Below are 12,746 nucleotides of genomic sequence, written 5' to 3' on the forward strand. Positions count from 1 at the left end.
TTTTTTCAATAGGAGCAAACATTCAACATAGGATAAATAATTACTTTGCATTTTCAAAATATTGAATTATATGAAAATTAATAAGTGAGATGTAAGTTGGATTCATGGTGTTTTTATTGGATAAAATCGAATATATTGCTCTTAGTTGGGATGAAATTTATGACTTGCTGTTAAAATTGGCGAAAGAAATTATTGATGACAATTACAGACCTGATTTAATAGTTGGTATATGTCGTGGAGGGTGGGTTGTTGCGCGGGTTCTTTCCGATCTTTTGGATATAAAGGAGGTAGCTAATATCCGAGTGGAGTTTTATGAGGATTTAGGTTTGACTCGGGATAGCCCTTGTATAACTCAGGATATTTCTGTGGATGTTAGGGGTAAAAAAGTGATATTATGTGATGATGTAGCGGATACTGGTAAAAGTCTTAAAATTGCAGCAGATTATTTAAGAAATAAGGGCGTGTCCGATTTAAAGATTTCAACTTTACATTTTAAACCAAAATCTATAGTTTTTCCTGACTATTATGTTTCTAAGACGAGTGCATGGATTATTTATCCCTGGGAGGTTTTTGAAACAATTAAGAGCATTATCAGAAAGTTGAAAAAGGAAGGTAAAAGTTCTGAACAAATTGAAAAGGAACTTATACGGACTAAAATCAATCCCAAGTATATTAAAATCTTTATGGATTGGATAAAGACTGTTGAAAAGTATTCCTCGTGTAATAAATAGTTGAATTATGTGTTATTATTGACCATAGGTATTTTCAATTGGTATTTGGAGTGATTTTTATGATAATTAAAAGTGTTAAGAATGGGAACTATCTTATTGCGGTTTCCGGCTTGGAAACGGAAGGATTTGAGGTATCTTCCCTTCTCGGTAGTATTAATGAGCTTAGCAATGAAACAGGTATAACTTTACAACTTTTTGATTCATCTTTAATTGCGACTTGGGAACATCTTTTTTTCAGTGCCTTGAACGCTCTTAAAGCTTTTAATTATGGTAAAAATATTTCTAATAATTTGTCTGTTGAGTGCTTACTTTATACCTCTGGTCAAAGACAGATCAGTATAGCAGTAAAAAATTTTGGGGTGAATGCAGAGACTAAAGATATTGGAATTATTTTAATAGGTGATGATATAAATCTTCTTCAAGAGGTTTTTAAAAAAATTTTGTTAATCACCAAAGGGTCGGAAAATGATGCGGTTTTATCGATTAATAGCAAAGATAAATTTGAGAAAATTCGTAATTTTTTTCAAATTACAGAAATTGAGTTAAAAACAATCTGTGGTTCAGATGAATGGACTTCCTGTATTGAAGCTTTAATAAAATATTGTATAGAACGTTCCTCACTGTTAGTTTTACAGAAATAAATTCTTCAAGATAGCTTCGAATTGAATCAAATTTAATAACATTATACTTATTTTAATGATATGACTTTTTTTAGAGATTGTTGACTGATTTTACCTTCACGAAGAATGATCGGCGGTTTTTGAGTTAGATCCACAATCGTTGAAGGTTTTTCACATAGAGTCTCTCCACTATCCAATATCATATCTACATCTCTTCCAATTTGTTCTTGAACTTGATGTGCATTAAGTGCAGGAGGTTTACCTGAAATGTTTGCGCTTGTTCCAATTAAGATTCCATCTAGGTATTTGGCTAGTAGCTGTGGAACCTTGTGGGATGGCAATCTAATAGCTATATTCTTTCTACTTCCTGTAACAATACTAGGTATTTTGATGCTGGTTTTTAGAACCAAGGTTAATGCGCCCGGCCAAAAATTTCTTGAAAGTATTTCTGCCTCCGGAGTAAATTCCGCTACTCTTCTGGCCACAATTTCGTCTGATACTAATATTGGTAAACCTAATTCTCTATCTCTCTTTTTCACCCTCAATAGATTCTTAACCGCATGGATGTCAAATGGATTGGTTCCCAAACCATAAACTGTGTCGGTAGGATAAGCTACTAATCTTCCCTCTCTAAGTAATTTTCCTGCTTCTCTAATTATTTCCATATTGGGTTTTTCGGGCTCTACTTTAATGATTCTCAATCCTATGGCATCTCCAAAAATGAGCGTTTGAAAGGAAACTGTAATAAGTCACTTTTTACTATCGAAATTTAAGCTCTTTATACCTTTTTGAGGCTCGTAGAGTTGGAAGCCATAATACTCGCCGCTGGCAAAGGTGAACGCATGGGAGCTCTTTCAAAATTTATTCCTAAGCCACTAATTCCCATAGCCAATCGTCCGATAATTGAACACCTAATTTTGGGGTATAAAAAAGCTGGTATTTCAGACTTTATAATTGTATTGGGGCACCTTGGAAATCAGATCAGAAACCAATTGGGAGATGGATCCCAATATGGAATATCAATTAGGTACAAGCATTCAAAAAACTATGAATTAGGTCCAGTACATTCTCTACTCGCAGCCGAGAATGAGATTTCTTCAAATGATTTTTTTGTCAGTCCTGCCGATTTCATAATAGATCCGAAGGCAATTCAAACTTTAAATAAAAGCCACCTAAGAAGAGGAGTAACAGTAGCCGTAGATATTACCTCTGAATCCAAAAACGGAACAACCGTGTATACTTGTCCTACACGCTTAAAAAAAGGTCGAGTTTCCGGTTTTTGTGAACCTTTTCTCAAAGGTGGAGAGCCACATTTATGTGTGAGTCTCCTCTTGTGCAACAAATCGATTTTTCAATATATTCATAAGACGCTGGAAAGTGGTTCAAATATACTTTTGGATGCATTAAATCTGTCTATCAGATGTGGTCAGTTAGTTTGTTTTATCGATGTCTCTGAAACATTTTGGTTTGATATTGACACAATTTCTGATATTCTTCGGGCTAATAATTTTGCTCTTAAAAAGGGCCTTACTCCTCAAAATGATTTATATGTTAAGACTTCGAAGAAATTGAGAGGTCCTTTAAACAAAGAAATTAAAATTGATCTAGATATAACTTCTACAATAAAAGGTCCCGCTGTACTTGGAGTTAATTGTCAGATAGGCCCCGGAAGTCAGGTTGGCCCTTTTGTATCTCTAAACCATGATTGCGATATTGTTTCTAAGGCAATAGTTCAGAATTCATTAATTTTCGGCAATGCCGTCGTCGAAGAAAATAATCACATTTTTAATGCAGTGTTATATAAGAACCTATTATTTCAATGCTAAAAGATGTGAAATGGGGGCATAATTTTTTGCCTTCTAAGTATAGAATTCGGCGTATCTTTAGACCTATAGTTCTGAAAATGGCTAAGATTTTTGTAAGATTGGGCTTTTCTCCTAATCAGGTTACGATTCTTACTCTATGCTTTTCTTTATTTGCATTCTTTGCAATTTATTTTGATTTACCAGTTCTCTACGGAGTTTTTGTATTTGTATCAGGTTTATTAGATGGTGTAGACGGTACCTTGGCTAAAATTACAGAATCCGCTTCTGCGAAAGGTGGATTTTTAGACTCTATAATCGATAGATACTCTGATTTTATTATACTTCTAGGCTTCTTATTCTGGAAAGGGTATACAAACTTTTACTTATTATTACCATTGCCTCTTTGGGTAATTATATCGATAATAGGGTTCATAATGGTGAGTTATACAAGGTCTAGAGGAGAATTAATTGGTATCGACTTGGATATAGGAATAGCTGGTAGATCCGAAAGATTATTCATAATCTCTGTTTCCTCTATTCTATACTTGTTCGATGGCAAATTTCCAATTTATGGATTAATCTTGGCTGGAGTACTTGCCAATATAACTGCTTTATACCGTTTTACAATAGCACTAAAAAATTTACGAGGAAATTACAACACATGAAACAGATTTTAAGAAATTTTCGATAAAAAATGATAAACTTAAAATTATAGCTAAGATAAATTAGAAGGATGACTAATTATGATAAATTTAACTGATTAGCCTTATTGTGGGAGTTGCATTATGCTTTCTCAAATTATTTTCGATGAACTTTTAAGATTCGGTGTTGATTTTGCTGCATCAGTGCCTAGTAGCCTTTTCAAAAATCTTTTTAAAATGCTTGAAGAAACGCTACAAATAAAGCATGTGCCTGTAACCCGAGAAGAGGAGGGCGTAGGCGTAACTGCGGGAGCTTATTTGGGAGGCAAAACACCCGTTTTAATTATACAAAACAGTGGCCTAGGCAATTCAATTAATGCTCTCGCATCCCTTAATAAAATTTTTAAAATACCGCTTCTGCTTCTTATAGCTCAACGTGGGGGAAAAGGTGAAGAGATTCCTGCGCAAATTCCAATGGGGGAGGCTACTCCGCGCCTTCTGAAAGCTATAGGGATTCCCTATTATACGGTGAAAACTAAGAAACAAATCTCAAAGGCATTTCAAAATGCAAAAAAGGCATTCTATACGAATAAAATTCCTGTAGCACTTTTGATAAGAATGGAATTGATGAAAAATGAAAAGAATAGAAGCGATTAAGATTATTGCGGACAAACTTGAAAAGGAACTAGTGGTTTGCAATATCGGTTTTCCTTCGAGAGAACTTTATAGTGTTAGAGATAGGCCAGAAAATTTTTATATGCTTGGCTCGATGGGTTTAGCTTCCTCCATAGGTTTAGGTTTGGCACTTTCCTTATCTATTGCTAAACGTGTAGTGGTGATGGACGGGGACGGATCAATTTTAATGAATTTAGGCTCCCTAGTAACAATAGCTAATCAGTCACCTAAGAATCTAACACTAATTATTTTTGATAACGAATCTTATGGATCAACGGGTGGGCAAGCAAGTTACACTGCTGGCAAAACTGACTTGGTGGCTTTAGCAAAAGCGGCGGGAATAAAAAGTGTTATTGTTGTGGATTCTCCTAAAAAACTTAGCGAGGCTTACAAAAAATCAGAAAAAGAATTAACTGTAATTGTTGCAAAGGTTGAAAAAGAAAATGCCGATGTACCTATAATAAAAATATCACCAGAAGAGATAAAAACCAGATTTCTAAAAGCTGTTAAAAATTAAACAAATTGCGCAAATGGTGTAAATTGATAAAGAAGAGGAAATTTAGGGATCAGTTTTTTACAAAGGGGATTAAACCTGTTTTGCTTTAAATGTTGAGGAGTGTGTTTTACTTCATAAGAAGAAAAGAGATCAAAATTATTAATAAGAAAATTGACAAGGGAAGCAATTATAATGACCGCTGAAGAAGTGTGTGATACTGTTGGGAGCGGAGAGATTTTAAAAGTAGAAGATGTTAATATTTGCAAACAAAACGCCTTTACATTTAAAACTTTTAAAATCAATACATACGGACAAAATGTACCAGTCACATCCCGCCAATCTGATAGAATTGGGACTAGAAAATTAGCAATAGATTTAAAGAGGAGAATAGAGAAAGGAGAATTCCTATCAGGTAAACCGTTGAAGATATAAAATTTTTTAGGATTGAACATTTATATCTAATAAACTCTCTATCAGGAGTTGATAACTTTGCGTGAAGTTCTTTACGAGTGCTTTGAGTGTGGCTTGCTATTGCCAGCTCTGGGACATAAGATATCTTGTGATGATTGTGGAGGTATACTTCAATACCATTATCCCAATTTACGCCCTAAAAAACTAAGTGATTTAACCGAAAGAGATCTACCCGGACTGTGGGTTTTCCAAAAAGTTCTTCCTTTGTTAAAACCAGCATCAAATATGATTAGTCTAGAAGAAGGTCGAACTAATCTCTACGAAGACAGGACGATAACTAAAATGGTTGGGCGTGAAGATGTCGATTTTCTCATTAAGGATGAAAGCACAAACCCTACTGGAACCATAAAGGATAGAAGTGCTTCGGTCGCTCTTTCTGTGTATAAGGAACGTGATGTACCAAACATTACACTTTCAAGTACAGGTGATACCGCGACTTCCTATGGATTATACAACCAGAAGGTATACAAAAAATTAGCTATATTTGTACCTATGGACCGTGAAAACGATATTAATTTTGACGACGAAAGTGATAGAACTCGTATTATACTTGTAAACGGGCGATACGTCGATGCGGAATCTCTTTCCCTTAAAATGGCAGAAGAAACTCCATACGTTTTAGATGGAGGGTTTAGCAATCCGAATCAAATAGCGGGACTTGAAACTATGGCGTATGAGACTTATTTTCAGCTATTCGAAAAATACGGAAAAAAGGCTAGAAATCTAATTGACTCGGGCAAAGTCTGGTACATTCACCCTACTGGGAGTGGAAAAGGGTTACTAGCTTGGTATCAGGCAATTGAAAGATTAAAAGACTACGGCTTTCTGAAAGAATACATACACTTAGTGTGTGTACAACCCGAAGGATGCGCATCAATGGTTGAACCTGCACTTAAAAATCAAGAAAAAGTAACCCAAAGAATAAACTCTATAACGTGGGCGAAAACAATTGAAAACGAATATCCCAAACAATGTTATCCCTATGTTAAATATGTAGTAAAAGAAACTCAGGGAATATTTCATAAAGTTGGTGAAAAAAAATCCAAAGAAATATATGACAAGTCAGATGATCTCTTCGAAATTCAAATTATGTCTCCAACAGCTATAGCCATACAAGCAGCAATAGATCTCGCAGACAAATTTGATTCAGATGATGTAGTAATAATAGGGTATACCGGTGTGGAAAGAGAAAAAAGACATTACGTTTTCCAAAGAATTGGTCCAATATCAAAGGATAAAACCATAAGCCAACTCCTGGACGAAAATCCTCAAATATTATATTAAAGAAGATTAGAAAAAATTAATTCTACTATATTTCTAAAAAGTAACGTTAAAAACAGCTCTCCCCCTAAAGCCAAAAAGCCTATTACAACAATAAAATGTTGGGTGAAAAATTTGAACAAACACACAAACCAATTATTCAAACTATCAGATGTGGAAAGGACAGAAAAACCCCGAAGTCATGGAATAACCGTTATTATAGATACTGGACAAGGAATCAATGCAACACAAGATATAATTGATACTGCATCAGACTACATAGATTATTGTAAACTGGGATGGGCGACTTGGCTTATTCAGCCTAAGAACCTTATAAAAAAGAAAATAAAACTTTTCCACGATAACAACATACTGACCCTTAGTGGAGGATCCGCCTTAGAAGCCGCTATAATTACTGGAAATCTTGAAGAATTTTTAGAAACTCTTAAAAATATTGGATTTCTTGCTATTGAGATCTCTGCGGGAATAGTAAATATCTCGCTTCAAAAAAAGTCTAGATTAATAAAAAAGGTCAAAGAACTAGGATTCAAAACAGTGATCACAGAAGTGGGTAGAAAAAACAAAGAGGAGGATGCCCGATTTAGAATAACTGACCGCATTAAACAGATTCAAATGGACTTAGAGGCAGGGGCTGACTACGTAACAATTGAAGCTCGAGAAAGCGGAATCGGAATAGGTCCCTACGATGAAAAAGGAAAGGTAATAGAATCATTCATAGAAGCAATAGTTCAACAAATAACTCCCAGAAAAATTATTTGGGAAGCTCCTCTAAAGCCCCAACAAGTATGGCTAATAACGAGATTTGGATGTAACACTAATTTCGGAAACATTAGACCCACCGATGCCATTCCCCTAGAAACGCTCCGTCTAGGACTAAGAGGCGACACCATGAAACAATTCCTAGCCAAAAAATAAGTGAAAAAAATGTCTTCAAAACAGGGAAAAGAACAAAATAAAAAATCAAACCCTCAAAATGGCAATATTAAAGTTAATTTAGCATTCGGAGCTCAAGGCGCACTAAAAGCGGCTCAAAAAAACCATATTATAATACTTGTTGACACATTAAGGGCAAGCACCACCATCACCACAGCATTGGATAATGGCGCCAAAAAAATATTCACAACCACCACAGTAGAAGAAGCAAAAAAATTAGCCAAACAAATCAAAGAAAAAATCATTCTTGCCGGTGAAAGACACGGATTCAGAATCCAAGGCTTTCAATTAGGAAATAGTCCACTCGAATACGACTCGAAAATAGTAAAAGGAAAAGTCATAATACTAACCACAACCAATCTCACTCGAGTAGCAAAAAGTGCTCATAATAGCTCCCACCTTTTTATCGGTTGCCTCATTAATGCTAAATCTGCAGCCCAAAAAGCTAAAAAAACCGCTCTAGAAGCAGGGAAACCAATTTCAATAATACATGTTGGGAAATTAGAACAAAAAGCACCCGAAGATTACATAGCTGCCCAAACAATAAAAAACTACATTCAAAACAAGACTATACCTCAAAGTATACCACAAAAAATTCTAAAAACACCCAATGCCCAGTATTTGACTAAAATAGGATTCCAGAGAGACGTACAATACTGCAGTAAACTAAACACCACAACTACCGTACCAATTTATAAAAACCGAGCCTTCCAAAAAAGTAAAACAAATTATTAAAACGCATCAAAATTATGGTAAAACTCAATTCATTATCCTATTTAAAAAATGGGATTTTTAAGACCATCTTATTCGCGAATCCAGACTACTTTTCGGGTTTCGTCCTTTTTACCCTTAAGATAAAAAACTCGCAAACCATACTCCCAAGCCAACTGTTGAAGAGCCACTGCACTAATTCGCGTGCCATCAGTCACGTCCAAAATAATCTCGTTTCTCCCGATTTCTCTCTCCACAATATTCTTTGCTACTTCATACATTCTTTTAAAATCATACATTGCATATTCAGGAACCCAAATGATTTCCGCATTGTCCGGTTTACCACCAACTCTGGTTCTCATCTCATTCTCCGCAATAAAAACATAACCATCAGGATCAATACCAGAATGCTCCCTTAAACGGCGCCCCACTTCCCTCACCAAAAGGGGCTCACTATCCAAACTACTCAAACACAAAATAGGTGCACTTACATTAAGATATCTACGTACCGCCTGCACCATAGAAGGAACTATCTCTGCATACTTACTCTTCCACTCCCGATACCGATTAATGAGGCCACTATTCTCTAAAGCCTGCAAATTAAAATAAAGCTTGGCATCGCTAATATCATCCACTCCCACTCCCAACTCTTTCGCCAAAGCGTCCCTAAGTTCATATCCTGTTTTAGGGCCTTCCAACAACTCCTTCAGAATAATTCTACGAGCCTCAACGCCGCTGATAGCCCGCTCAACAATCAACAACGGATCACTCAAATTTAACACACCTAACAATACCCAATTAGCAAACTATACAATGGTGTTAACCTACAAATATGCTGCTAGCTAACTCACTAAATAGGTATTTAAACCAACCCACCAAACACAACTTCTGGCTATTCTTCTCTAAAACAGAGTCACAAAGAATAGCTTTAGATAAACGGTTACACAATTAACCGTTAAGATAAAATTCCCAAAACAGAATAATAAATCTAACTCAGGAATCTGCATTTACCCAAAATAATTTATTCGTTTTAAAAAAAGGTTCTCATAAAATTTATTTTTCATTTAATTTTTTTAAAAAACAAGTTTGAACAGTCTAGGCTTCCAAATTTCTAAATTAAAGGATAAAAATCAACAAATAATATCAACTCTATGGATGATATCGATGATAAAGATTAGGTAAAACAAACATTTAAAAGACCTAAAAACAATAATATAATCAAATAAAAATTTAATTTTACCGAACACAACTAAACATACCTAACAATAAAAACCAACCCCAATAAAAACAAAAAATAACAAATAATAATAAAAAAATAGCTATGCAAAAAATAAATAAAAAGAGGTAAAAAAATATGGCAATAGGACCACCCGAAGAAGAACTTGTAGCTGCAAAACCCCTAGTCCTAGACAACGGAACCGGACTAACCAAAAACGGATACGCAGGAGAAGACCAACCAAGATCAGTATGGCCCACTTGCATAGGATACCCAAAATACACCTCAATCATGACCGACGTAGAACACTACACCCGAGAATACTACATCGGAGAAGAAGCCCTAAACCTACGAGGCGTACTAAAGCTGGTTTATCCTGTTGAGCATGGTACGGTTAATGACTGGGATGCTATGGAGAAGATTTGGCACTATACTTTCTTCAATGATTTGAGGGTTGACCCTGCTGAGCACCCCATACTACTAACGGAAGCACCGCTAAATCCGCGTAAAAACCGTGAGAAGATGGCGGAAATCATGTATGAGACCTTCAACGTACCGGCAATGTACGTTGCCATGCAGGCAGTACTCTCGTTATACGCCTCCGGGAGAACCACTGGACTGGTAATAGACTCTGGCGATGGAGTTACTCACATTGTACCGATATACGAGGGGTTTGCACTCACCCACGCTATCACCAGAATAGACCTCGCAGGCAGAGACCTCACGGAGTACCTTCGCCGACTACTAAGGCAAAGAGGATATTCCCTAGTATCAAGCGCAGAGCGAGAAATTGTACGTGACATAAAGGAAAAGCTCTGCTACGTTGCTCTGGATCCTGAGAAGGAGCTGAAGCTGGCTGAGAAAGTTGCGGGTATGGAAAAAACCTACATGCTGCCAGACGGTGAAACCATCACAATCTCCAGTGAACGATTCCTAGCACCAGAGGTGTTCTTCAACCCTGGTGTAGTAGGCTTAGATGCAATGCCCCTTGACGAGGTAATTGTAGAATGTGTCAAGAAGTGCGATGTCGACCTACGTCGTGACCTGTACGGAAACATTGTCCTTAGTGGCGGCAGCACCATGTTCCCCGGATTAAAAGAACGTCTGCACAAAGAGATCAGCGAGCTAGTACCGGAAAACATCGAAATCAAAATAATAGCGCCTCCTGAAAGAATGTATTCTGTGTGGATCGGTGGGAGTATTCTTTCGTCTTTGAAGACTTTCCAGAAGATGTGGGTCACCAGGAAGGAGTATCAGGAGCAGGGTGCTACTGCTATTCACCGGTGCTTCTAGACCGAGTTTACACACATTTCCCTCCTCCCTCTTTCTTTCTTTTTTTATTTTTATTTTTGTTCTTATTTTTGTTATAGTTTTATCTTGCTGTTTTTGGATGCTTTTTCTGGTTTTGGGTTTTACTTTTTTTGAAATTTTTTTAATTGTGGTGGGATTTGGTTTCTGGGGGTTTAGTTGAGGGTTTGGGTATTTTCTGGGTATTATTTCTGATATTACGAATGTTTAAATAGAAATTTGGAGAAAATTTAGGTCGCTTGGAAAACATGGGAAAGGGAAGTTGTTTTTATAACCCGGATCTGTGTGGCGTGCTGGTTTTAATATTTCTTTTCTCCTCCCAATTTCTCTTGATCCGCCCCTCCCCTCCTCCTCTTCCCTTTCCCTTCTCTTCTTTTCCGTCTTCATATTTGGAATTGTTGGTTTTTGTATTTTCATTTGTTTTCTCTGGATTTTGGTTTAGATTTGTAATTTTTTTATAATTGGTATGATTATTTGTAGATTTTATTGTGTTAGTTTTTTATGAAGAGATTCATGAACTGTTCTCCTTCTAGAAGACCTAGGGCGCCTTTTTTGGCTGATGGTTCGTCAAATTTGGTTACTTTGTCTCCTTTTTCGTTGTTGGTGTAGATTGCTACTGGGACGGGGTCTTTGGTGTGGGTTTTAACTTTTATTGGTGTGGGGTGGTCTGGTAGGATTGCTATTTTATAGTTTTCAGTTAGTTCGTTAATTTCGTTTAGTATTTTTCCTACGATTTTTTCATCTATGTTTTCTATGGCTTTTATTTTGTTTTCAATGTCTGCTGCGTGTCCTGCCTCGTCAGGAGCTTCTACGTGGATGTAGATGAAATCTTTGTTTTCTAGGGTTTTTAATGCTTGTTCTGCTTTTCCGGTGTAGTTTGTGTTGTAGTATCCGGTGGCTCCTGGGACTTGTATAACTTTGAGTCCCATTAGCAGGCCTATTCCCCTGATTAGATCAACGGCAGATATTATGGCGCCCTCTACTCCGAATTTTTCTTTAAAGCTTTGTAACTTGGGTTTTTTTCCTTGGCTCCATGGCCATATGAAATTTGCGGGTTTTTTTCCTTCTCGAGTCCTCTTATTATTGATTGGGTGGTTCTTTAGGATTTCTTGAGATTTTTTCATAAGTTCTAATAGAATTTTGCTTCCTTCTCCTCTCGGAAGATAAGGATCAATATTTTGGTCTGTAATGTCGTGCGGTGGAATGCACTCCGTTTTTTCGATTGCATTGTTTGCTATAACTAGAACATGTCTGTAGCTTATGCCATTATAGAATTTGATTGAATGTGTTCCGAGTTCCTTATTTATAGTTTCAATAAGTTTTTTTGCGTCTTCGCTATCTATGTGTCCGGCACTATAATCTTTCATTTTATTAGATTCTAGAGTTACCAGATTGCATCGGAAGGCGGTTTCATTTTCTCTAAGGTTTATTCCTAGGGAGACTGCTTCTATTGGTCCTCTTCCTGTGTAGTATTTTATTGGATCGTAACCTAAGACGGATAGGTTTGCTACGTCTGATCCTGGCTGCATTTTGTCTGGGATGGTTCTTAATATTCCGTTTCTTCCCTTCAAAGCTATGTAATCTATATTTGGCTTATTGGCTATTTGTAATGGAGTTTTTCCGTTTAACTCCGTCAAAGGATAGTCTGCCATCCCGTCTCCTAAGATCACAATGTACTTCATGGGAGGGTCACTAACTTCGCGAATTTGTCTTTCCAATTTTTTATAGAACTGCTTCTTAGCGGGTTCTAAATTTAACTCGTTATTAACTTTTAATAGTAGGTTTATTTAAAATTAATTCAGTACGCTCTTAAATAAGATTTTTGTGGCTGATTTTTCCGGTTTTTCTTATGAAGGTT

The 12,746-nt window shown here is 36.4% G+C and carries 15 protein-coding genes; 11 read left to right on the forward strand and 4 right to left on the reverse strand.

What is annotated here, in order from left to right; translation table 11 throughout:
• Positions 1-116: 116 nt before the first annotated feature.
• Together ACUVXA_RS08055 and cgi121 are read left to right on the forward strand one after the other, a co-directional pair.
• Positions 117-731: a phosphoribosyltransferase gene (locus ACUVXA_RS08055; protein ID WP_445870735.1), complete on the forward strand. Its 615-nt coding sequence runs from the start codon at positions 117-119 to the stop codon at positions 729-731.
• Between the two features lie 59 nt (positions 732-790).
• Positions 791-1,372 carry a KEOPS complex subunit Cgi121 gene (cgi121, locus tag ACUVXA_RS08060; RefSeq protein WP_445870736.1) on the forward strand — a complete coding sequence of 194 codons (582 nt, stop codon included), beginning with the start codon at positions 791-793 and terminating at the stop codon, positions 1,370-1,372.
• 47 nt (positions 1,373-1,419) lie between these two features.
• On the opposite strand, the gene ACUVXA_RS08065 is transcribed toward cgi121, so the two are convergent.
• Entirely contained in the window at positions 1,420-2,052 is a 633-nt protein-coding gene (locus ACUVXA_RS08065; protein ID WP_445870737.1) for an L-threonylcarbamoyladenylate synthase, read from the reverse strand.
• Positions 2,053-2,154: 102 nt separating this feature from the next.
• Here ACUVXA_RS08065 and ACUVXA_RS08070 point away from each other — a divergent pair, with 102 nt between their 5' ends.
• The 8 genes from ACUVXA_RS08070 to ACUVXA_RS08105 all read left to right on the forward strand — a co-directional run bounded on the left by ACUVXA_RS08070 (position 2,155) and on the right by ACUVXA_RS08105 (position 8,388).
• The gene (locus ACUVXA_RS08070) at positions 2,155-3,177 is read left to right on the forward strand and encodes a sugar phosphate nucleotidyltransferase (RefSeq protein WP_445870738.1); all 1,023 of its coding nucleotides are present in this window, start codon (positions 2,155-2,157) and stop codon (positions 3,175-3,177) included.
• 26 nt (positions 3,178-3,203) lie between these two features.
• The gene (locus ACUVXA_RS08075) at positions 3,204-3,821 is read left to right on the forward strand and encodes a CDP-alcohol phosphatidyltransferase family protein (protein ID WP_445870739.1); all 618 of its coding nucleotides are present in this window, start codon (positions 3,204-3,206) and stop codon (positions 3,819-3,821) included.
• A gap of 120 nt (positions 3,822-3,941) precedes the next feature.
• Positions 3,942-4,454, forward strand: a complete 513-nt coding sequence (comD, locus tag ACUVXA_RS08080) for a sulfopyruvate decarboxylase subunit alpha (RefSeq protein ID WP_445870740.1) — start codon at positions 3,942-3,944, stop codon at positions 4,452-4,454.
• On the forward strand, positions 4,432-4,989 hold the full coding sequence (comE, locus tag ACUVXA_RS08085; RefSeq protein ID WP_445870741.1) for a sulfopyruvate decarboxylase subunit beta: 558 nt from the start codon (positions 4,432-4,434) through the stop codon (positions 4,987-4,989). Before comD ends, comE begins: the two co-directional genes overlap by 23 nt.
• A 171-nt stretch (positions 4,990-5,160) precedes the next feature.
• A complete protein-coding gene (locus ACUVXA_RS08090; protein ID WP_445870742.1) occupies positions 5,161-5,400 on the forward strand; it encodes a hypothetical protein in 240 nt (79 codons plus the stop codon).
• A gap of 57 nt (positions 5,401-5,457) precedes the next feature.
• Complete coding sequence (locus ACUVXA_RS08095; protein ID WP_445870743.1) at positions 5,458-6,723, forward strand: threonine synthase; 1,266 nt, start codon at positions 5,458-5,460, stop codon at positions 6,721-6,723.
• Positions 6,724-6,834: 111 nt separating this feature from the next.
• Complete coding sequence (locus ACUVXA_RS08100; RefSeq protein WP_445870744.1) at positions 6,835-7,635, forward strand: phosphosulfolactate synthase; 801 nt, start codon at positions 6,835-6,837, stop codon at positions 7,633-7,635.
• Between the two features lie 9 nt (positions 7,636-7,644).
• Positions 7,645-8,388 (forward strand): 2-phosphosulfolactate phosphatase, encoded by a 744-nt coding sequence (locus ACUVXA_RS08105; RefSeq protein ID WP_445870745.1) that lies wholly within the window; start codon positions 7,645-7,647, stop codon positions 8,386-8,388.
• A 68-nt stretch (positions 8,389-8,456) separates the two neighbouring features.
• Here the strand turns inward: ACUVXA_RS08105 and ACUVXA_RS08110 are convergent, their stop codons facing one another.
• On the reverse strand, positions 8,457-9,137 hold the full coding sequence (locus tag ACUVXA_RS08110; RefSeq protein ID WP_445870746.1) for a hypothetical protein: 681 nt from the start codon (positions 9,135-9,137) through the stop codon (positions 8,457-8,459).
• Positions 9,138-9,718: 581 nt separating this feature from the next.
• On the opposite strand from ACUVXA_RS08110, the gene ACUVXA_RS08115 reads away from it, so the two are divergent.
• A complete protein-coding gene (locus ACUVXA_RS08115) occupies positions 9,719-10,873 on the forward strand; it encodes an actin, cytoplasmic 2 (protein ID WP_445870747.1) in 1,155 nt (384 codons plus the stop codon).
• Between the two features lie 222 nt (positions 10,874-11,095).
• Here the strand turns inward: ACUVXA_RS08115 and ACUVXA_RS08120 are convergent, their stop codons facing one another.
• Both ACUVXA_RS08120 and ACUVXA_RS08125 read right to left on the reverse strand, forming a co-directional pair.
• Positions 11,096-11,305 (reverse strand): hypothetical protein, encoded by a 210-nt coding sequence (locus ACUVXA_RS08120; RefSeq protein WP_445870748.1) that lies wholly within the window; start codon positions 11,303-11,305, stop codon positions 11,096-11,098.
• Positions 11,306-11,379: 74 nt separating this feature from the next.
• Positions 11,380-12,570 carry a cofactor-independent phosphoglycerate mutase gene (locus ACUVXA_RS08125; protein ID WP_445870749.1) on the reverse strand — a complete coding sequence of 397 codons (1,191 nt, stop codon included), beginning with the start codon at positions 12,568-12,570 and terminating at the stop codon, positions 11,380-11,382.
• Positions 12,571-12,746 lie beyond the last annotated feature (176 nt).

The sequence above is a fragment of the Candidatus Jordarchaeum sp. genome (assembly GCF_052745115.1).

Bases quoted from the DNA above. Each gene is read 5' to 3' on its own strand.
- cgi121 (WP_445870736.1), top strand. From the start codon at position 791: ATGATAATTAAAAGTGTTAAGAATGGGAACTATCTTATTGCGGTTTCC.
- comD (WP_445870740.1), top strand. From the start codon at position 3,942: ATGCTTTCTCAAATTATTTTCGATGAACTTTTAAGATTCGGTGTTGAT.
- comE (WP_445870741.1), top strand. From the start codon at position 4,432: ATGAAAAGAATAGAAGCGATTAAGATTATTGCGGACAAACTTGAAAAG.
- ACUVXA_RS08090 (WP_445870742.1), top strand. From the start codon at position 5,161: ATGACCGCTGAAGAAGTGTGTGATACTGTTGGGAGCGGAGAGATTTTA.
- ACUVXA_RS08105 (WP_445870745.1), top strand. From the start codon at position 7,645: ATGTCTTCAAAACAGGGAAAAGAACAAAATAAAAAATCAAACCCTCAA.
- ACUVXA_RS08115 (WP_445870747.1), top strand. From the start codon at position 9,719: ATGGCAATAGGACCACCCGAAGAAGAACTTGTAGCTGCAAAACCCCTA.
- ACUVXA_RS08120 (WP_445870748.1), bottom strand. From the start codon at position 11,305: ATGAAAATACAAAAACCAACAATTCCAAATATGAAGACGGAAAAGAAG.
- ACUVXA_RS08125 (WP_445870749.1), bottom strand. From the start codon at position 12,570: ATGAAGTACATTGTGATCTTAGGAGACGGGATGGCAGACTATCCTTTG.